Below are 19,433 nucleotides of genomic sequence, written 5' to 3'. Positions count from 1 at the left end.
AGCGAGGAGGCAGGTATGAGGACGGTGGTGGTGACCGACCCGCCGCGCGCCGACGTCGACGACGCGGCGGCGCTGGGCGGGTACGGGGTCGCGACGGTCCACGAGGCGCTCGGGCGCACCGGCTACCTCGGCCCCGAGTTCCGGCCGGCGTGGGCGGGGGCGCGGACCGGTGGCACGGCGGTCACGGCGCTGTGCTGGCCCGGCGACAACCTGATGATCCACGTCGCCGTCGAGCAGTGCCGGCCCGGCGACGTGCTCGTCGTCGCCACGGCCTCCCCCTCGACCGACGGGCTGTTCGGCGAGCTGCTCGCGACGTCGCTGGCGCAGCGCGGCGTGCGCGGGGTGGTGCTCGCCTGCGGCCTGCGCGACGTCGCCGACCTGCGCGAGATCGGCTTCCCGGCCTGGTCGCGGGCGGTCTCGGCGCAGGGCTCGGTGAAGGCCACGGCGGGCGCGGTCAACGTCCCGGTCACCCTCGGCAACCAGGTCGTGCATCCCGGCGACGTCGTGCTCGGCGACGACGACGGCGTCATGGTCGTCCCGCGCGGCGACGTGGCGCGGGCGCTCACCGCGTCGCAGGCCCGGGTCGAGAAGGAAGAGGCGAGCCGCGCGGCATTCCGGCGCGGCGAGCTGGGCCTCGACCGCTACGGGCTGCGCGAGCGGCTGAAGGAGCTCGGGATCGAGTACGAGCGGCACGGGGAGGCCGGATGACCGAGGACGGCGTCCCCGTCATGATCCTGCGCGGCGGCACCTCGCGCGGGCTCTACCTCGAGGCGAAGGACCTGCCCGCCGACCCGTCCGCCCGCGACGACCTGCTGCTGCGGCTGATGGGCACCCCCGACGCCCGCCAGATCGACGGGCTCGGCGGGGCGACGTCGCTGACCAGCAAGGTCGCGGTGGTCAGCCCGTCCGAGCGCGCCGACGCCGACGTCGACTACCTGTTCCTGCAGCTCGGGGTGGAGGAGGCGACGGTGTCCGACCGGCAGAACTGCGGCAACATCCTCGCCGGCGTCGGCCCGTTCGCGCTCGAGCGCGGCCTGGTCCCCGCCACGGACGGCGCCACCGACGTGCGCATCCGCATGGTCAACTCCGACAGCGTCGCGACGGCCACCGTGCCCACCCCGGACGGGCGCGTGACCTACCGCGGCGACGTCGCCATCGCCGGCGTGCCGGGCACGGCCGCGCCGATCACGCTCGCGTTCGCCGACACCGAGGGCTCGGCCACCGGCGCCCTGCTGCCGACCGGTCGGGTCCGCGACACTGTCGACGGCACCGAGGTCACCTGCGTCGACAACGGGATGCCGGTCGTGCTGGCACTCGCGTCCACGCTGGGCCTCACGGGCCACGAGAGCCACGACGAGCTGGCCGCGGACACGGCGCTCGCGCAGCGGGTGGACGCCCTGCGGACCAAGGCAGGCGCCCTGATGGGCCTCGGCGACGTCGCCGACTCCTCGGTGCCCAAGACGGTCCTGCTCGCGGCGCCCGCCGACGGCGGCCACGTCATGACGCGCTCGTTCATCCCGGTCCGCCCGCACACGGCGGTCGGGGTGCTCGCGGCCGTCAGCGTGGTCACCGGGATGCTGCTGCCCGGGGCGGTCGGCCACGAGATCGCGCAGGAGTGGCCGGACGGCGCGACCCGCATCGACGTCGAGCACCCCACCGGCCACTTCCTCGTCGACGTCGCCGTCGACACCACCGTCGCACCGCCGCGGGTGATCCGTTCGGGTGTCGTGCGCACAGCGCGCAAGCTCGCCGACGGCCTGGCGTTCCCGCGGGCGGCGTCGTGAGGATCGCGCTGCTCGGCCTCGGCGAGGCCGGGTCCGAGATCGCCCGCGACCTCGTCGCCGCCGGTGCCGACGTGCGCGGTTACGACCCGGCGGTCCCGCACGTCCACGGGGTGGCGGCCCGTGCCGACGAGGCCGACGCCGTCCGCGACGCCGAGCTCGTGCTCAGCGCCAACAGCTCGCACGACGCCCTCCCCGCCCTGGAGCACGCCCGCCCCGGGCTGCGGCCGGGCACGCTGTGGGCGGACCTCAACACCGCGTCGCCGGGCACGAAGGCGGCGCTGGTCGCGGCGACCGACGTGCCCGTGGTCGACGTCGCCCTCATGGCGCCGGTGCCCGGCAAGGGCCTGCGCACCCCGATGCTGGTGTCCGGCGACGGGGCGGCGCGGTACGCCGAGGCGCTGGGCGCGCTCGGGGCGTCGGTCACCGTGCAGCCCGGGCCCGCGGGCGCCGCGATCTCCCGCAAGCTCCTGCGCAGCGTCTTCTACAAGGGCCTCGCCGCGGCGGTCGTCGAGGCGCTCGCCGGCGCGGAGGCCGCGGGGTGCGCCGACTGGCTCGCCGGCGACATCGCCGCCGAGCTCGCCGGGTTCGACGCCGCGACCCTCGACCGGCTCGTCGACGGCACCCACCGCCACGCCCGCCGCCGCGCCGACGAGATGGCCGCCGCGGCCGAGCAGCTGCGCGAGCTGGGCGTCGAGCCCCGCACCGCCACCGCCGCCCACGACCTGCTCGCCGCCCTGCGGGACGGAGGCCCTCGATGATCATCGACTGCCACGGCCACTACACGACCGCGCCGGCCGCGCACACCTCCTGGCGCGAGGCCCAGACGGCCGCGGCCGACGCCGGCGACACCCCGCCGCCCTATCCCGGGATCCCCGACGACGCGATCCGCGAGTCGGTCGAGGGGAGCCAGCTGCGGCTCATGGCCGAGCGCGGCATCGACCTGACGATCTTCTCCCCGCGGGCCTCGGCGATGGGGCACCACGTCGGCGACGAGGCCGTCAGCACCGCCTGGGCGCGCGCGAGCAACGACCTGGTCGCCCGTGTCGTCGACCTCTTCCCGGAGCACTTCGCGGGTGTCGGCCAGCTGCCCCAGTCGCCCGGGGTGCCGATCGCGCACTCCGTCGCCGAGCTGCGCCGCTGCGTGGACGAGCTCGGCTTCGTCGGCGTCAACCTCAACCCCGACCCGTCCGGCGGGCACTGGACGGCGCCGCCGCTGACCGACCGGCACTGGTACCCGTTCTACGAGGCGATGGTCGAGCTCGAGGTCCCGGCGATGGTCCACGTGTCGGCGGTGACCAACCCGAACTTCCACGCCACCGGGTCGCACTACCTCAACGCCGACACCACCGCGTTCATGCAGCTCCTGCAGGCCGACCTCTTCCGCGACCTCCCCGATCTGCAGCTGGTGATCCCGCACGGCGGCGGCGCGGTGCCGTACCACTGGGGCCGCTTCCGCGGGCTCGCCGACATGCTCGGCCGCCCGCCGGTGGAGGACGCGGTGATGGGCAACGTCTTCTTCGACACCTGCGTCTACCACCAGCCCGGCATCGACCTGCTCGTCGACGTCATCGCGCCGGAGAACATCCTCTTCGGCTCCGAGATGGTCGGCGCCGTGCGCGGAATCGACCCGCGCACCGGACACCCCTTCGACGACACCCGCCGCTACGTCGAGGCGTCGGCGCTGAAGCCCGAGGACAGGGAGCGGGTCTACGAGCACAACGCCCGCCGCGTCTACCCGCGGCTGGACCGGCGGCTGCGGGCACGAGGGCGCTGACGGGGACTCGTGCCAAGGTCTCCGACGTGACCGTTCTCGACCGGCGCGCGCTCAACCGTGCGTCGCTCGCCCGCCAGCACCTCCTCGAGCGGGCGCCGCTGCCGGCCCTGGACGCCGTCGCGCACCTCGGCGGCCTGCAGGCCCAGGAGCCGCAGGAGCCCTACGTCGGGCTGTGGTCGCGCCTCGCCGGGTTCGACCCCGCCGAGCTGTCCGGGCACCTCGCGGCGCGCCGGGTCGTGCGGACGCACCTCATGCGCCGCACCGTCCACCTCGTCACGGCCGACGACGCGCTCGCGTGGCGGTCGCGCCACGACGCGATGCTGCGCCAGCGCCTGCTCGGCGTCTACCGCCAGGACCTCGCCGCGGTGGACCTCGACGAGCTCGCCGCGGCCGGCAGCAGGTTGATCACCGACGAGGCGCGCACGCTGCCCGAGGTCGGTCGCGCGCTCGCCGACCGCTGGCCGGACGTCGCGCCGCGGGTGCTCGGCGAGGCCCTGGGCACGCTGGTGCCCGTGGTGCAGGTGCCGCCGCGCGGGCTGTGGGGCGAGGCGGGTCCGGCGCGGTGCCTGCTCGTGGCGTCGTGGCTGGGCCGCCCGGTCGACCCGCCCGCGCCGGACGGCGCCGACCCGGTGGGCGAGTCGCTGGTGCTGCGCTACCTCGCCGCCTACGGGCCGGCGGCGTCGGCGGACCTGCGGGCGTGGTCGGGACTCGCCGGGCTGCCGGGAACGGTCGCGGCGGTGCGCGAGCGCCTGGTGGGCTTCCGCGACGAGCGGGGCCGCGAGCTGCTCGACCTCCCCGACGCGCCGCGGCCCGACCCCGACACCCCGGCGCCGGTGCGCTTCCTGCCCGCGTTCGACAACGCGATCCTGGGCTACGACGACCGCAGCCGGATCGTCGACGACGCCGACCGCGGGCTCTCCGTCGCGGGGGAGCGCGCGGTGCTCGTCGACGGCCGCGTCGCCGGCACCTGGACCTCGACCGCCGACGGCGCGGTCACCGTCACGCCGCGGCGCCGCTTCACCCGCGCCGACCGGTCCGCGGTCGCCGAGGAGGGACGCGCGCTGGCCGGCTTCCTCTCGGCCGGCGCGCACCACCGCGTGACCGTGGCGGCGTCTCCCGGCTGAGCCGGCGCCCGGAGATCACGGGCGTCGTCACGCACCTCCGGCGGCGGCCGACGGGGATGACGACGCCCCTGATCACCCCGCGGAGCCGCGCCCGGCGCCCCACAGCGCGAGCAGCTTCGCGATCACGTCCTCGGCGAGCGCGCCGGGGAGGTCGGTGCCGAAGCGCTCGTGGGCCCGGGCGCGCAGGGCCACCCCGCCGACGGCGGCGCCGGCCGCGGCGGCGGTCGCCACGAGCACGCCCGGCCCGCCCTCGTACCCGTCGCGCCGGGCGAGCACGTCCGCCCCGGTCGCCGCGAGCGTGAGGCGCGGGACCAGCCCGGGCGGCGCCGTGCGGGGCGGGACGGCGGGGTGCTTGTCGCCGGCGGCCTCGCCGAGGGCCGCAAGCGTGGTGGCGGCCCGACCGGCGCGGCCCGCGAGCGCACCGCTCGGACCCGCGTCACCGGGACGGGCGCGCCAGGCGACGGCGGCGAGACCGAAGGTGCTGCGCGAGCCGGTCGCCGCGCCCAGGGCGGCGGCGCGGGCGAGGGCGCCCGCGGTCGCCGGGGCGGGGAAGCGCTCCGGGTGCTCGGCGCGCTCACGGTCCTCGGCGCGGAAGGTCGAGGCGAGCGTGGCGTGGGTGGCGGCGCCGTAGGCGAGGTGCGGGACGACGTCGGCCGCCCAGTCCCGCGAGCTCCAGCTCCGGAGGTCGGTGAGGCCCAGGCGCGCGGTCGGCAGGTCCGACGTGAGCATCGCCGCGGCGCCGAGCACCGGGACACCGAGCACGGCCGGGAGCCGCACCCCGGCGCTGCGCAGGGCACCGGCGACGCCGCCGACCGCCACGCCCGTCGCGGCGCCCGCGAGCCCGCCGAGGCCCTCGAGGCGGTGGCGGCGCTCCCGGCGGCGGCCGGGGATCGCGACGTCGGCCCGCTCGGCGAGCGCGGACACGGTCTCGACGGGGGTGTCGCTCGCCGGGCGGGCGCGCCACGCCATGTCGGCCTGGGTCGCGACGTTCAGCGCGGTCGTGCCGGCGGCGCCGGCGGCGGTGCCACGGAGGAGTCCGGTCAGCAGGGAAGTCACGCCCCCGGTCTACCCGACGGCGGGCCCTGAGAGTCGGCGCGGCATCCGGCTCGCTCGAATGGTCCGATCGACGTAACGATGACGCGTCCGAGCGGCGCTCGCCGTGCGGAGACGCCCGCCCGTCTCCCGAGTTGATCTGTCACTCTCAGGAGCGGACGATCCGCCGGCGGACCGCCCCTAGCGTCTCGGGCCGTGTCGAAGCGCGCGAAACGGGCAACGTGGTCGTCGGCCTTCGTCCTCCTGCTGCTGGGCCCACCGGCGGTGTACCTGAGCCGGGAGGGCATCGACCCCGGCCACCTCCTGGGCCTGGGCATCGTCGTCACCGGGTTGGTGGCCACCGTCGCGATGGTGCTGACGACCGTCGGCGCGTCCCGCATCAAGGCCCTGACCACCGCGTTCGGGATCGACCGCGTCATGGGCACCCACCGGTGGCTCGGCGTCGCCGCCCTGGTGCTGGTGGCCGCGCACACGGTGCTCGCGGTCGTCCGGAGCCCGAAGCTGATCGACCCGTTCGCCGCCTCGCTGGGCTACCAGTTCGGGTACGCGTCGTTCGCCGGGATGGTCCTGCTCTCCGGTGCCGCGGCGTGGGGCCGTCGACGCGGGACCCGCTACGAGTGGTGGGCGCGCCTGCACGTCGCCGCGGCCGCCCTGGCGCTGCTGCTCGCCGGGCTGCACGTCGTCTGGATGGGCGACCTCATCGAGGACCCGGTGATGCGGGTCGTCGTCGCCGCGCTCGCGCTGCTGCTGCTCGCCGTCCTCGGCCGGCGGTGGGTCTGGCAGCCGCTGTTCTCCCAGCGCGGCGCGTACGTGGTGTACGGGGTGCGCCACGAGGGGCCGGAGGTCGCGACGCTCGCGCTCACGCCGGTGTTCCGCCGGCGCGGCCTGCGCCGTTTCGCGCCCGGGCAGTTCGTGTGGCTGCGCCTGCACCGCCGCGTCGTCGGTGTGCAGGAGCACCCGTTCACGATCGCCTCGAGCGCCGAGCTGACCGACCGCCTCGAGCTCACCGTGCGCGCGAACGGCGACTTCACCCGCGCGCTGGCCCGGATGGGGCCGGGGAGCAAGGTCTGGCTGGACGGCCCCCACGGCAGCTTCACCCCGGAGACGCCGGACCGGGTCGACGGCCTCGTGCTGATCGCCGGCGGGGTGGGGATCACGCCGATGATGAGCATGCTGCGCACGCTCGCCGAGCGCGGCGACCGCCGGCTGCACCGCCTCGTGCTCGCCGAGCGCGCCGACCAGCCGCTGTTCGGGCCCGAGCTCGAGGTGCTGGCGCGCCGCCTCGACCTCGAGGTCCTGCGGACCGCCGGCCGGCGGATCGACGCCGGCCTGATCTCCGAGATCCTCCCGCGCGCCCGCGGACGCCTCGAGTACTACGTGTGCGGGCCGCCGTCGCTGCTCTCGGGCGCCCTCGTCGCCCTCGACGAGCTGGGCGTCCCGCCGGCCCGCATCCACAGCGAGCAGTTCGGGTGGACGGGACCGCTGAAGGCGCTGACCGGCAGCGCGTCCCCGCCGGCTCCGACGGCGACGGCGGGGCGGGACCGCGGGGAGTCGCTCGCGCGCTACCCGGGCGAGGCCTGACCGCGCCGCTCCAGCACGGCGGCCACGTCCTCGACGGCGCGGACGAGTCGGCGGCGCGCGGCGACGTCGCCGAGACGGCGGGCCGCCAGGCCGCCGGCCGCCTCGTCCCGCAGCGCCGCGGCGGTCCGCGTGACCGACCCGTCGTGCCGGAGCGACGCGAGCGCGCCCGTCACCGGACGGACCGGGGTGCCGTACCGGTCGCCGAGCGTGCGCAGGGCCGTGTCGTCATAGGCCGCGGGCCCGCCCGCCCGCACCAGCCGGCGGACCCGCCGGGCGTGGGCCAGGGACGGGGAGAGGTAGTCCTCGGCGGGATCGGGCCGGGACACGAGGAGGACCAGGGGATACCCGTCCTCGCCGCGCCACCCGTGGTCCGCCTCGACGACGCGGCCCCACAGCGCGACGCAGCCCAGGACCGTGCCGTCCTCGGCGAACCCGGCCAGGAGCCGCTCGGGGGTCGCGGTCGCGTACAGGCCGCAGCCGCAGTCCCGGGCCGGTGAGCGCGCGCACCCCCGCGTGCACGCCGCCGTCATCGCCGTCCGGTGCCTCCAGACGCCCGGGACCGCGGGCGAGCACAGCTCCGGCTCGGCCGGGTCGCCGGCGAGCAGCCACAGCCGCCACCCGACGACGGGCGTCGCGGTGTCGGGAGCGGTGTCGGGAGCGGGGCCGGGAGCGGCCTCCGGAGCCTCGCTCACCGCGACGGCGTCACCGCGCAGCAGCAGGACGCGGGGGGTGCGGCGCCGCCCCGGCGCGCGGCGTCGGGCGGGGCAGGAGCGGGCGCACCGGGGCCGGGCGGTCGGGGAAGTCCCGCTCGGGAACGGGGTCGACGATGGGCTCGACCTGCAGGATCCGCCGCTCCTGTCCGATGTTCACGCCCGCCACCTCTCGCCGCGACCACGCCGGGATCGTGGCGCTGGTCTCACTCGAACGGATGAGCAGGACTCTACGTCATGGGCGCGCAGTCCCGGAGCGGGTCGCCCGTCCGGTCGCCGCCTGCGCCGCGTGCTCGGCTGGCGGTCGGCGGACCGGGACGAGCGGGGGAGCGCGGCCCCGGGGTGTAGGCGGCGCGGTCCGACCCGGTCGCCGCCGCGTGCCGTCGCTTCGTCGTGACGTGGGTGTCGTCGGCGTTTTGCCTGCTCGACGGGGGGAATTCGGTGCGTGATTCGGCGACTGCGGCCCGCGACCTCACCTCGGTGCTCCCGTCGTCGGCAGCACGACGCCGAGGGAGACTCCTGGTGCTCGACGAACGTGAGCAACGCATCCTGGCCGACATCGAGCGCGAGATCGAGGGCAGCGATCCCGCGCTGGCCCGTCTCGCGAAGCCGAAGGACGACCGCCGCAGCTACTGGTGGTCGGTGACGGCGCTCGTCGTCGGCGTCCTGCTGGGCGTCGGCCTGGCCGCCATCGGGCCGGTCGGCCACGGCCTCCTGCTGATCGTCACCTCGGCGGTGCCGATGTTGGTGTGGCACTGGCGGCGGCCGGGGTCGGCGCACCCCTGGCCCGCCGTCTTCGGCGGACGCAAGCAGCCGGACTAGCGGCCGCTACCCCACCTCCGCGAGCCGGCCCTCCAGCCGGCGCGCGGCGGTGAGCAGGGCGTCCGCCCAGCGCGCGCCCGGGCGCCTGCCGATCCGGTCCACCGGGCCCGACACCGACACGGCGGCCACGACGACGCCGGTGGCATCGCGCACGGGCGCGGACACGCTGGCCACGCCGGCCTCGCGCTCGGCGACGCTCTGGGCCCAACCCCGCCGGCGGACCTCCTCGAGGACCGGCTCGGTGAAGGTCGACGGGTCGCGCGACCAGGCCGCGAGCACCTTGGCGCCCGACCCGGCCGTCATCGACACCCGCACGCCCACGGGCACGGTGTCGCGCAGGCCGCTGGCCGGCTCGGCCGCGGCGACGCACACGCGGACCGACGGATCCGACCCGTCGCGGCGGTAGAGCTGGACGCTCTCGCCGGTGAGGTCGCGGAGCTCGGGGAGCACCTCCTCGGCGGCCGCGAGCAGCGGGTCGCCGTGGCCGTGGGCCAGCTCGCCGAGCGCGGGACCCGGGCGCCACCGGCCGTCGGCGTCGCGCGCGAGGAGCCGGTGCGCCTCGAGGCCGACCGCGAGCCGGTGCGCCGTCGCGCGCGGCAGGCCCGTGCGCTCGCAGAGCTCCCCGAGCGCACACGGCGTGGCCGCGGCCGCCCGCAGGACCACCACCGCCTTGTCGAGCACGCCGATACCGCTACCCTGTCCCACAGGACGACATCGTAGTCCCAGGATGTGGGAAAGAGGGAACGACGTGGGACGCACGCTCGCGGAGAAGGTCTGGGACCAGCACGTGGTCCGCCACGGAGAGGGCCAGGAGCCCGACCTCCTCTACATCGACCTCCACCTCGTGCACGAGGTGACGAGCCCGCAGGCCTTCGACGGGCTGCGCCTGGCCGGCCGCCCCGTGCGCCGCACCGACCTCACCGTCGCCACCGAGGACCACAACGTCCCCACCCGCGACCTCCACCTGCCCATCGCCGACGAGACCTCGGCGACCCAGGTGTCGACGCTGCGCCGCAACTGCGAGGAGTTCGGCGTCCGCCTGTTCCCCATGGGCACCGAGAACCAGGGGATCGTGCACATGATCGGCCCCGAGCAGGGGCTGACCCAGCCGGGCACCACCGTGGTCTGCGGCGACTCGCACACCTCCACCCACGGCGCGTTCGGCGCGCTCGCGTTCGGCATCGGCACCTCGGAGGTCGAGCACGTGCTCGCCACCCAGACGCTGCCGCTGCGGCCGTTCAAGACGATGGCCATCGAGATCTCCGGCGCGCTGCGCCCGGGCGTGACCAGCAAGGACGTCATCCTCGCGGTCATCGCCCAGATCGGCACCGGCGGCGGGGCGGGCTACGTGCTCGAGTACCGCGGCGAGGCCGTGCGGGAGATGTCGATGGAAGCGCGCATGACGATGTGCAACATGTCGATCGAGGCCGGCGGCCGCGCGGGCATGGTCGCGCCCGACGAGACGACGTTCGAGTACCTGATGGGCCGCCCGCACGCGCCCCAGGGCGCGCAGTGGGACGAGGCCGTCGCGGCGTGGCGCGAGCTGCGCACCGACGACGACGCCGAGTTCGACACGGTCGTGCACATCGACGCCGACGCGCTGACCCCGTTCGTCACCTGGGGCACCAACCCCGGGCAGGGCCTGCCGCTGGGCGAGACCGTGCCGGACCCCGCGACGATGAACGACGACGACGCGGCCGCCACGCGCAAGGCCCTGCAGTACATGGCCCTCGAGCCCGGCACGAAGCTGCGCGACATCGCGGTGGACGTCGTGTTCCTCGGGTCGTGCACCAACGCGCGCATCGAGGACCTGCGCGCGGCCGCCGACGTGCTGCGCGGCCACCACGTCGCCGACGACGTGCAGATGCTCGTCGTTCCCGGCTCGATGCACGTCAAGGCGCAGGCCGAGGCCGAGGGGCTCGACGCGGTGTTCACCGAGGCCGGCGCCGAGTGGCGCTCGGCGGGCTGCTCGATGTGCCTGGGCATGAACCCCGACCAGCTCTCCCCGGGCCAGCGGTGCGCGTCGACGTCCAACCGCAACTTCGAGGGACGCCAGGGCAAGGGCGGGCGCACGCACCTCGTGTCGCCGCTCGTCGCCGCCGCCACCGCCGTGCGCGGCACGCTGTCCTCGCCCGAGGACCTCGCACCGCAGTTCGCCTGAGGAGATCCGCCATGGACAAGTTCTCGACCCACACCGGCATCGGCACGCCGCTGCGCGTGTCGAACGTCGACACCGACCAGATCATCCCGGCGGTCTACCTCAAGCGCGTCACGCGCACCGGCTTCGAGGACGGCCTGTTCGCCTCCTGGCGCGCCGACCCGGCCTTCGTCCTCAACGTCGAGCCGTTCTCGCACGGCAGCGTGCTGGTCGCCGGCTCCGACTTCGGCACCGGCTCGTCGCGCGAGCACGCCGTGTGGGCGCTGATGGACTACGGGTTCCGCGTGGTGATCTCCTCGCGCTTCGGCGAGATCTTCAAGGGCAACTCCTCGAAGGCCGGCCTGCTCGCGGCCACCGTCGAGCAGTCCGACGTCGAGCTGCTGTGGAAGAAGATCGACGAGCGTCCGGGCCTCGAGCTGACCGTCGACCTCGCGGCGAAGACGGTCACCGCCGACGACCTCACCGTGGGCTTCACCGTCGACGACTACACACGCTGGCGGCTCATGGAGGGGCTCGACGACATCGGGCTGACCCTGCGCCACGCCGACGACATCGACGCCTACGAGGCGACTCGGCCGGCGCACAAGCCCGTCACGCTCTGAACTTAGGTTGTCCTAAGTAGCAGGAGTAGTGTCGGGATCATGGCTGCTCCCGACACCCAGGCCCGTGCCCCGCGATCCCGGAAGGGCGGGCCGGGCCATCGGTTGCGGGTCCTGCGCACCGAGCGGCTCACCCCGCACCTGGTGCGCGTCGTGCTCGGCGGGCCGGGCCTCGACGGCATCGTCGACAACGGGTTCACCGACAAGTACGTCAAGCTCGCTTTCCCGCGCCCCGGCGTGGAGTACCCGACGCCGTTCGACGTGGCGGCGATCCGCGAGGCGATGCCCCGCGAGGACTGGCCGATCGTGCGGACCTACACCGTCCGCTCGCTCGACCACCGGGCCGGCGAGATGGTCATCGACTTCGTCGTGCACGGCGACACCGGGGTCGCCGGACCGTGGGCGCTCGCCGCGGCGCCCGGCGACGAGATCACGCTGATGGGACCGGGCGGGGCCTACGCGCCGTCGCCCGAGGCCGACGCGCACGTGCTCGTCGGCGACGAGGCGGCGCTGCCCGCGATCGCGGCGGCGCTCGAGCACGTGCCGGCGGGGACGCCGGTGCACGCGTGGGTCCAGGTCGACGGCCCGGACGACGAGCTGCCGCTGGCCACCGCGGGCGCGCTGTCCCTGCGCTGGCTGCACCGCGACGCCGGCGAGGACCTCGTCGAGACCGTCCGGGCCGCCGACTGGCCGGCGGGCACCGTCCACGCCTTCGTGCACGGCGAGACCGGCGACGTGAAGGCGCTGCGCAGCCACCTGCTCGAGGACCGCGGCGTGCCCCGCGAGCTGCTCTCGATCTCGGGCTACTGGCGCCGCGGCGCCGACGAGGACACGTTCCAGGCGGAGAAGCGCGCCGACAAGGCCTAGGTCTCCCGAACCGCCGGTCGCCGTCGGGCCTCTCCGCTAGCGTGCAGGGGCATGGCGGCGATGTACTCGGTCGAGCAGGAGCCGGTCGACCGTCACCCCCTGGCTCGGGGTGCGTCACCGGAGGCGATCCGGGAGGCGCTGCTGCCGGAGGACCGCGTGAGATTCGACAGCGCGTTCGATGCTGCCCTCGACGAGCTCAGGCGGCACCGTGATCTCACGGTCCTGTTCGACATGCTCGAGCACTGGCGGCGGATCGCGATCGTGCAGAGCGACCGCGGCCGCTTCACGGCCCTCGCGCGTCGCGTGGCCGAGCAGGTCACCGGCGAGGCGAGCCCCGCCGACGAGCCCCTGGCCGTCACCCGCGAGAAGGCGGGCATCTAGGAGATGCGCTACGACGTCCGGCCGCACCCGCCGGACGTCGCGCAGCAGATCGACGCTCTTCCGCCGGCTGTCCGTGTCGATCTCGTCCGCGCCCTGGACCGCGTCGCCGGGGACCCGTGGGGCTCGCCGTCCGTCCGCGACGACAACCCGGACGCCGAGGTCCGCGTGGCCGCCTTCGGGCCCGACCTCGCCGGCATGATCGTCTACCTCGTGCTCGATCGTGACCGCGCGCTCCAGGTCGAGCTGATCATCTGGCTGCCCGACTGAGGGCTGCCGCCTCACACGGCCGGAGGCCATCAGTCCTGGAGCGCCCGCCTGCCCGGGCCGACGTTCACCATCTTCGCCACCGAGGGCACGCCGCGGTCGTCGACGAGGAAGAGCATGTACGGGCCCGGCGGGGTCAGCGCCGGGTTCGGCGGCACGTGCACCGAGACCCCGCCGGGCGCCGGGCTGACGTCGAGCGCGACCGAGCGCATGTCGGTCGTGGTGACGTGCGTGGCGGTCGACGCCTTGATCAGGCGCGCGCCGCGGACGTGGCCCGCGTCGGGCGTCGGGATCGTCGCCGTCTGGTCGAGCGCCAGGGTCGGCGGTGCGTTGCCGATCGAGGGGCGCGCGCCGCCCTGGTAGAGGTACGGCGGGCTGTAGATCTCGATCCGCTGCTCGAAGGTGCCCGGGACGAGGTTCTGCTCGTCGTCGAAGAGCGGGTCCGAGCCGGCCGTGAGCACGCGGCCGTCGGGCAGCAGGATCGCCTCGGTGTGGTAGTCGCGGCCGACGGCCGGGTCGGCGGCGGGGGTGAGCCGGCCGGTGTCGGGGTGCAGCAGCTGGGCGATGTGGTTGTTGGTGCCGCCCTTGCCGCGGTAGTCGCGCGAGCCGTTCGAGATCAGCGTCGAGTCGTCGGGCAGGTTGACGAGGTTCGGGTAGCGCACGCCCTCGGGCATCGACGGGCCCGGCGTGAAGTGCGGGGCCGGGTCGCGCAGGTCGAGGTAGTCGATGCGCCCGGTCGACCGTGGGCTCTCGCCGACGCCGCCGCCCCCGACGACGGCCATGCGCTGGTCGTTCACCGGCCCGACGAACGCCGAGCCCGCGGTCTCGAGCAGGTCGGGGTCGCGCATGCCGGGGATCGTCGTGAACGTCCCGGTGTCGGTGTCCCAGAAGCCCGGGTCGCGACCCCGCTCCGCGGGGCCGTAGCCCGCGTTCGCGCCGGTGTAGACCATCCGCCCGGGCACGTCGGTCTCGAAGATCGCGGGGTAGGTCGGGAAGTAGCGCGTGAGGTCCTTGTGCGAGGTCCAGGTGTTCGACACCGGGTCGAAGATCTCGGTCTGGCCGTTGAGGACCTCGCCGACGCCGTCGAGCCCCGCGGTGGTCAGCACGCGGCCGTTCGACATCGGCGTGAGCGTGGCGTACCAGCGGTGGAACTCCATGTCGGGGACGCGCGACCACGTCTCCTCGACCGGGTCGAACGTGTACGCCTGGTTCGTGCCCTGGTAGTCCTGCTTGCGCAGGGTCATCTCCTTGCCCTGCCCGTACACGTTGCGCGCGACGGCGACCGGGAGGCCCTCCACCTGGTACTGCGCGGGCGCGGGGGTGACCGCGGCGGGGCCGGGGTCGACGGCCTCGACGAAGACCTGCTCCTCCGACGCCGTCACCTGCGTGCGCCTGCCCTGCCCGGCCTTCGCAGCCGGCGGCAGCCGCGTCTCCGCGTCCGCCCGGTAGCGCACGCCGGTGGGGGAGACGAAGATCGTTCCCTCGGGCAGCGTCATCGGGACGTTCGGGTCCTCGTTCTTGACCGTCATCGTGCCGGCGGCGTTGGTGACCGCGCCGTCGAGGCGCTCGTAGCGCTGGGTGCCGCCCGCGACGAGCAGGCGCCCGTCGGGCAGGGTCGTCTGGCCGCCGCAGAACATGTCGTCGGGGACCGGGATCATCCGCGTCTGCCCGGTGGCCGGGTCGTAGAGCAGGCTCTTGAGCGCCCGCGTCGCGAACATGTCCTCCTTGTTGCCCGACCCGGCGATCAGCAGGACCTTGCCCGAGGACAGCAGCGCGGCGTGGATCGCGTTGACCCGGCTCTCCTCGGGCACGTCGATCGTGTCCCAGTGCCCGAACTGCTTCATGTAGTCCGGGCTGTTGATCAGTTCCTCGTGGCGCCACTCGCTGATGTACGACCACGCCGGGGGGACGTTGACGCCCAGCAGGACGGCCGCGGCGACGACGACGAGGACGACCTGGCGGACGCGTCGGGTGTTCGACGGACGCACCGGGGGGAGCTCCTGGCGGGTGGGCGACAGGCGGCCGGGGAGAGGGGAGGGGGCTGGGGGCGGACCGACGCTAGCCCAGCCGTGCCCACCCCCTGCGAGCGCCCCGAAACGTCCCCTTCTGTCCGAGTCAAGGGCCGTTCGGGCGATTCGCTGCGGCGTCAGGCGTCAGAATGCGGCGTCGCGGTGGTAGTCCGCGGCCACCAGGGCCCCGTCGGGGCCGAACGAGAGGACCCACACGCTGCCCTTGCGGCACGGCGGGTCGGCGAGATCACGGGCCGACTCCGGCGGCTCGGGCGCGGCCGCGGCGAGGGTCGCCACGAGCTCGGGGATGCCGACGCCCTGCGCGCACACCGCCGACACCACCCCGCCGTCGGCCGCGGCCTCGGCGAGCCGGGCCAGCGTCGCGAGCGCCGCGGCGGTGTCGGTCTCCACCGCCTCGTCGGCGAGCTCCGGGGCGTCGTGCACGGGCAGGCCGGTGAGGGCCGCGGCGGGCTCCAGGGTCTGGCGGCAGCGCGCGATCGGGACCGCGTGCAGCGCCCCGACCCCGAACCCCGCGAGCAGCCCGGCGAGCTGCTGGGCCTGCAGGCGGCCGTCCTCGTCGAGCGGGCGCTCGGCGTCCGGCCGGGTCCACTCCGAGCGCTTGCCCGCCATCGCGTGGCGGACCACCAGCACCGTGCGCAGCCCCGCCGGGCGCGCGGCGAAGATGCCGAGCACGTCGCGGTCGGAGGCGTAGGTCAGCAGCGGGCCGGCGTCGTCGGGAGCCAGCCAGCGCAGCTCGTCGGTCTCGTCGCCCGGGACGAACTCGCCCTCGCCCGCCCGCGCGGACCAGAAGTCGACGACCTTCTCCTCGTCGTTCACCGGGTAGCGCACCGTCCGCAGGTGCCGGCCCAGCACGGTCGCGAAGCCGGTCTCCTCGGCGATCTCGCGCACCGCGGTGTCGACCCGCGTCTCGCCCGGGTCGACCTTGCCCTTGGGCAGGCTCCAGTCGCCGTGGTGCGGACGGTGCACGACGGCGACCTCGACCTTCTCGTCGGTGCCGTCCACCCCCGCCGGCCGCCAGAGCACGGCGCCCGCCGCGTGGACCGTCACTTCCCCGCCTGCCGCAGCAGCTGCACCTGGTGGTCGTCGACGGCCATGCCCTCGTGGTCCTCGCCGGCGGCCACCGGCCACGGGTCCCAGGATCCGTCGGGTTCGAGGATCCAGGAGCGGGTCGACGGCGCCACCGCCGAGTCCATGATGTCGTCGAGCCGCGCGGTCAGACGCGGGTCGGTCACCGGCACGAGAGCCTCCACACGGCGGTCCAGGTTCCGGTGCATCATGTCCGCACTGCCGATCCAGCGCTCCTGGGCCCCGACGAAGTGGAAGATCCGGGAGTGCTCCAGGAAGCGCCCGAGGATCGAGCGCACGCGGATGTTCTCCGACAGCCCGGGCACGCCCGCCCGCAGCGAGCACAGCCCGCGCACCACGAGGTCGATCGGGACACCGGCCCCCGAGGCGCGGTACAGCGCGTCGATGATCTGCTCGTCGACCAGCCCGTTGACCTTGATCCGGATGCCCGCGGTCTCGCCGCGCTCGGCCCGCTCCCGCTCGCCGTCGATCCGCGCGAGGATGCCGCGCCGCAGCCCGTACGGGGCGACGAGCAGCTTGCGGTACGAGGTGCGGCGCGCGTAGCCGGTGAGCACGTTGAACAGGTCGGTGAGGTCCGCGGCGATCGTCTCGTCGGCGGTGAACAGGCCGATGTCCTCGTAGAGCCGGGCGGTCTTCGGGTTGTAGTTGCCCGTGCCCAGGTGGCAGTACCGCTTGATCGCCGTGCCCTCCTGGCGCACGACGAGGACGGCCTTGCAGTGCGTCTTGAGCCCGACGAGCCCGTAGACGACGTGCACGCCCGCGCGCTCCAGCGCGCGGGCCCAGCCGATGTTGGCGCGCTCGTCGAAGCGCGCCTTGAGCTCCACCACGGCCACGACCTGCTTGCCGGCCTCGGCGGCGTCGATCAGCGACTCGACGATCGGGGAGTCGCCCGACGTCCGGTAGAGCGTCTGCTTGATCGCGAGCACCTTCGGGTCCGCCGCGGCCTGCTCGATGAAGCGGTGCACGCTCGTGGAGAACGAGTCGTACGGGTGGTGGACGAGCACGTCGCCCTCGCGCAGCGTCGCGAACACGCTCTTCGGCGTCTCGCCCTCGCTGAACGCCGGGTGGGTGGCCGGCACGAACACCGGGTCCTTGAGCTCGGGCCGGTTGAGGCTCATGAGCTCCATGAGCGCCGACAGGTCCAGCAGGCCGGGGACCTGGACGACGTCGTGCGGGTCGACGTCGAGCTCGCGCAGCAGCAGCTCGAGCATGTGCTCGCTCATCGACTCGGTGATCTCGAGGCGCACCGGCGGGCCGAAGCGCCGCCGCGCGAGCTCGCGCTCGAGGGCCTGCAGGAGGTCCTCGTCGCGGTCCTCCTCGACCTCGAGGTCGGCGTTGCGCGTCACCCGGAACACGTGGTGCTCGACCACGTTCATGCCCTCGAAGAGCTGGTCGAGGTTCTCGGCGATGAGGTCCTCGATCGGCAGGAACCACGCCTGCCGGTCGTCGCCCGCCGCGCCGTCGTCGTCCGGGTCGGGGTGCACCCGCACGAGGCGCGGCACGTTGCTGGGCACCTTCACGCGGGCGAAGTGCTCCGTGCCGGCCTGCGGGTCGTGCACGGTGACCGCGAGGTTGAGGGACTGGTTCGAGATGTAGGGGAACGGGTGCGCCGGGTCGACGGCGAGCGGCGTGAGCACGGGGAACACCTGGCGCGCGAACCAGTCCGAGAGCCGCGGCCGCGCGGACGCGGTGACCTGCGACCAGTCGATGATGTGGACGCCGGCCTCGTCGAGCCCGGGGCGGACCTCGTCGAGGAACACCCGGGCGTGCTTGTGGGAGAGCTCCTGGGTGCGGGCGGCGATGCGGACGAGCTGCTCGCGGGGCGTCAGGCCGTCGGCGCCGCGCACCGCGAGACCGGCCTCGTCGCGGCGCTTCAGGCCGGCCACGCGGACCATGTAGAACTCGTCGAGGTTCGACGCGAAGATCGACAGGAACTTGGCGCGCTCGAGGAGCGGCTGGCTCACGTCCTCGGCCAGCGCGAGCACCCGCGCGTTGAACTCCAGCCACGAGAGCTCACGGCTGTCGTAGCGGTCGGTCGGGAGGTCCGCGGCGGTGGCGGGGCCCGCGGTCGGCGCCGCCGGCGCGGTCGGGGTGCGGCGGACCGCCCGGCCGTTCTCGTCGGGCGGGGCCGGGGGGCGGGGACCGGCGAGGTCGTCGGGAGCCGTGTCGGGACCCGCCTCGGGGGCCGTCTCGGGGGCCGCCGCCGACGTCTCGGCGGACACGGGGGACGCGGAGGACGACACGGAACGGCTCACGGCGTCCGATCGTGCCCGAGGTGGCCGGACGGTGCGAGCGTCCGCGACCGGTGCCACCCCGGACGGGCCCGGACGGCCGAGGACCGCCGTCCCGACGGCGGCGCGGCTCAGACGGGGCCGGTGGGCACGCCGACCGGGGACCGGGCCGTCCAGTCCGCGGTGGCCGGGCCCGTACCCAGCGCGCGGGCGCGGGTCAGGTCCTCGACGGTGTCGACGTCGCCGCGCAGGCCGGGCCAGTCGCCGTCGAGGGCGACCGCGCCGTCGCGGACGTGGGCGCGCGCCGAGCCCGGGCCGAACCGGGGACGCAGCGCGCGGGCGGGGGCGGCGACCAGGAGCGTCGTGCCGGTACCGGCGTGGTCGGCGACGACGGCCGCGCCCGCCCCCGTCGCGAACAGCGCCACGGCCCCGGCGAGCGCCTCGTCGAGCTCCTCGGGGCGCAGCGCCGGCAGGTCGGCCTGCAGGGCGGCGACGGCCCGGGAGCCGGTGCGCCGCAGGTGCGCCGCACCGAGATGGATCGCGGCGTTGAGCCCGCCGCCGTCGTCGTGCACGACCTCGCGGGGCTCGCCGGCGTCGCCCAGGCGCTCGGCGGACTCCGTGGTGACCACCACCAGGCGCCCGACCCGTCGCGCCGCCCGCGCGGCGGCCAGCGTGTCGCGGGCGAGCGCCAGCGCCAGCGCGCGATGGGCCTGCTCGCGGTCGGCGTCGTCACCGGGCAGGCCGGCGACGGCGGGCGCGAGCCGCGACTTCGCGCGGCGCAGCTCCTTGACCGGCACCACCAGGTCGACCGCGACGTCCACCACCCCATACTGCCCCCGTTCGGCCGAGCGGGGTGACGGTGGCGGGGTTCGCTGGACCGGTCGCCGGACGCGGGAGAGACTGCGCGCGACGGGACGGAACGCTCCGTCCCCGAACCGACGGGTCCGCAGTGACGGGCCCGACCCGAGG

At 75.3% G+C, this 19,433-nt stretch carries 20 protein-coding genes; 12 read left to right on the top strand and 8 right to left on the bottom strand.

The annotated features are described in order from the left end of the window. The first annotated feature begins 15 nt into the window (after nucleotides 1-15). From WCD58_RS05755 to WCD58_RS05735, 5 genes are read left to right on the top strand one after another with little or no spacing between them, the layout of a single operon-like run. On the top strand, nucleotides 16-708 hold the full coding sequence (locus WCD58_RS05755; protein WP_337700393.1) for a 4-carboxy-4-hydroxy-2-oxoadipate aldolase/oxaloacetate decarboxylase: 693 nt from the start codon (nucleotides 16-18) through the stop codon (nucleotides 706-708). Next, the gene (locus tag WCD58_RS05750) at nucleotides 705-1,784 is read left to right on the top strand and encodes a 4-oxalomesaconate tautomerase (RefSeq protein ID WP_337700391.1); all 1,080 of its coding nucleotides are present in this window, start codon (nucleotides 705-707) and stop codon (nucleotides 1,782-1,784) included. The genes WCD58_RS05755 and WCD58_RS05750 overlap by 4 nt, the downstream gene beginning before the upstream one ends. After that, nucleotides 1,781-2,542 (top strand): NAD(P)-dependent oxidoreductase, encoded by a 762-nt coding sequence (locus WCD58_RS05745; protein ID WP_337700388.1) that lies wholly within the window; start codon nucleotides 1,781-1,783, stop codon nucleotides 2,540-2,542. Before WCD58_RS05750 ends, WCD58_RS05745 begins: the two co-directional genes overlap by 4 nt. Further along, nucleotides 2,539-3,558 carry an amidohydrolase family protein gene (locus WCD58_RS05740; protein WP_337700386.1) on the top strand — a complete coding sequence of 340 codons (1,020 nt, stop codon included), beginning with the start codon at nucleotides 2,539-2,541 and terminating at the stop codon, nucleotides 3,556-3,558. Before WCD58_RS05745 ends, WCD58_RS05740 begins: the two co-directional genes overlap by 4 nt. A 26-nt stretch (nucleotides 3,559-3,584) precedes the next feature. Further along, nucleotides 3,585-4,682 carry a winged helix DNA-binding domain-containing protein gene (locus WCD58_RS05735; RefSeq protein WP_337700384.1) on the top strand — a complete coding sequence of 366 codons (1,098 nt, stop codon included), beginning with the start codon at nucleotides 3,585-3,587 and terminating at the stop codon, nucleotides 4,680-4,682. A gap of 72 nt (nucleotides 4,683-4,754) precedes the next feature. On the opposite strand, the gene WCD58_RS05730 is transcribed toward WCD58_RS05735, so the two are convergent. Continuing rightward, entirely contained in the window at nucleotides 4,755-5,738 is a 984-nt protein-coding gene (locus tag WCD58_RS05730; RefSeq protein WP_337700382.1) for a hypothetical protein, read from the bottom strand. 192 nt (nucleotides 5,739-5,930) lie between these two features. Here WCD58_RS05730 and WCD58_RS05725 point away from each other — a divergent pair, with 192 nt between their 5' ends. Continuing rightward, on the top strand, nucleotides 5,931-7,316 hold the full coding sequence (locus tag WCD58_RS05725; protein ID WP_337700380.1) for a ferredoxin reductase family protein: 1,386 nt from the start codon (nucleotides 5,931-5,933) through the stop codon (nucleotides 7,314-7,316). On the opposite strand, the gene WCD58_RS05720 is transcribed toward WCD58_RS05725, so the two are convergent. Beyond that, complete coding sequence (locus WCD58_RS05720; protein WP_337700378.1) at nucleotides 7,298-8,008, bottom strand: hypothetical protein; 711 nt, start codon at nucleotides 8,006-8,008, stop codon at nucleotides 7,298-7,300. The genes WCD58_RS05725 and WCD58_RS05720 overlap by 19 nt on opposite strands. A gap of 10 nt (nucleotides 8,009-8,018) precedes the next feature. After that, a complete protein-coding gene (locus WCD58_RS05715) occupies nucleotides 8,019-8,186 on the bottom strand; it encodes a hypothetical protein (RefSeq protein WP_337700377.1) in 168 nt (55 codons plus the stop codon). Between the two features lie 362 nt (nucleotides 8,187-8,548). Between WCD58_RS05715 and WCD58_RS05710 the strand changes: the two genes are divergently transcribed. Further along, nucleotides 8,549-8,848 (top strand): DUF3040 domain-containing protein, encoded by a 300-nt coding sequence (locus WCD58_RS05710; RefSeq protein ID WP_337700374.1) that lies wholly within the window; start codon nucleotides 8,549-8,551, stop codon nucleotides 8,846-8,848. Nucleotides 8,849-8,854: 6 nt separating this feature from the next. On the opposite strand, the gene WCD58_RS05705 is transcribed toward WCD58_RS05710, so the two are convergent. Then, on the bottom strand, nucleotides 8,855-9,553 hold the full coding sequence (locus WCD58_RS05705; RefSeq protein ID WP_337700372.1) for an IclR family transcriptional regulator: 699 nt from the start codon (nucleotides 9,551-9,553) through the stop codon (nucleotides 8,855-8,857). Nucleotides 9,554-9,596: 43 nt separating this feature from the next. On the opposite strand from WCD58_RS05705, the gene leuC reads away from it, so the two are divergent. Genes leuC through WCD58_RS05680 form a run of 5 tightly spaced genes read left to right on the top strand, consistent with a single transcriptional unit; the run spans nucleotide 9,597 to nucleotide 13,120 of the window. Beyond that, entirely contained in the window at nucleotides 9,597-11,009 is a 1,413-nt protein-coding gene (leuC, locus tag WCD58_RS05700; RefSeq protein ID WP_337700370.1) for a 3-isopropylmalate dehydratase large subunit, read from the top strand. A gap of 11 nt (nucleotides 11,010-11,020) precedes the next feature. After that, nucleotides 11,021-11,608 (top strand): 3-isopropylmalate dehydratase small subunit, encoded by a 588-nt coding sequence (gene leuD, locus WCD58_RS05695; protein ID WP_337700368.1) that lies wholly within the window; start codon nucleotides 11,021-11,023, stop codon nucleotides 11,606-11,608. A 39-nt stretch (nucleotides 11,609-11,647) separates the two neighbouring features. Next, nucleotides 11,648-12,472, top strand: a complete 825-nt coding sequence (locus WCD58_RS05690) for a siderophore-interacting protein (protein WP_337700365.1) — start codon at nucleotides 11,648-11,650, stop codon at nucleotides 12,470-12,472. 51 nt (nucleotides 12,473-12,523) lie between these two features. Then, the gene (locus tag WCD58_RS05685; protein WP_337700363.1) at nucleotides 12,524-12,853 is read left to right on the top strand and encodes a DUF6247 family protein; all 330 of its coding nucleotides are present in this window, start codon (nucleotides 12,524-12,526) and stop codon (nucleotides 12,851-12,853) included. Nucleotides 12,854-12,856: 3 nt separating this feature from the next. Continuing rightward, nucleotides 12,857-13,120 (top strand): hypothetical protein, encoded by a 264-nt coding sequence (locus WCD58_RS05680; protein WP_337700362.1) that lies wholly within the window; start codon nucleotides 12,857-12,859, stop codon nucleotides 13,118-13,120. Nucleotides 13,121-13,149: 29 nt separating this feature from the next. On the opposite strand, the gene glxA is transcribed toward WCD58_RS05680, so the two are convergent. The 4 genes from glxA to cofC form a co-directional block, all read right to left on the bottom strand. Next, nucleotides 13,150-15,105, bottom strand: a complete 1,956-nt coding sequence (gene glxA / locus WCD58_RS05675) for a radical copper oxidase GlxA (protein WP_337700360.1) — start codon at nucleotides 15,103-15,105, stop codon at nucleotides 13,150-13,152. Between the two features lie 165 nt (nucleotides 15,106-15,270). Beyond that, nucleotides 15,271-16,194, bottom strand: coding sequence for an NUDIX domain-containing protein (locus WCD58_RS05670; protein ID WP_337700358.1), 924 nt, complete (start codon nucleotides 16,192-16,194; stop codon nucleotides 15,271-15,273). Beyond that, entirely contained in the window at nucleotides 16,191-18,488 is a 2,298-nt protein-coding gene (locus WCD58_RS05665) for an RNA degradosome polyphosphate kinase (protein WP_337700356.1), read from the bottom strand. Before WCD58_RS05665 ends, WCD58_RS05670 begins: the two co-directional genes overlap by 4 nt. Nucleotides 18,489-18,595: 107 nt before the next feature. After that, nucleotides 18,596-19,285, bottom strand: coding sequence for a 2-phospho-L-lactate guanylyltransferase (gene cofC, locus WCD58_RS05660; RefSeq protein ID WP_337700354.1), 690 nt, complete (start codon nucleotides 19,283-19,285; stop codon nucleotides 18,596-18,598). Nucleotides 19,286-19,433 lie beyond the last annotated feature (148 nt).

The organism is Actinomycetospora flava (genome assembly GCF_037400335.1).
Taxonomy (GTDB): domain Bacteria; phylum Actinomycetota; class Actinomycetes; order Mycobacteriales; family Pseudonocardiaceae; genus Actinomycetospora; species Actinomycetospora flava.
Note: the sequence above shows the minus strand (reverse complement) of the source record. Positions and strands in the feature narration are given on the sequence as shown.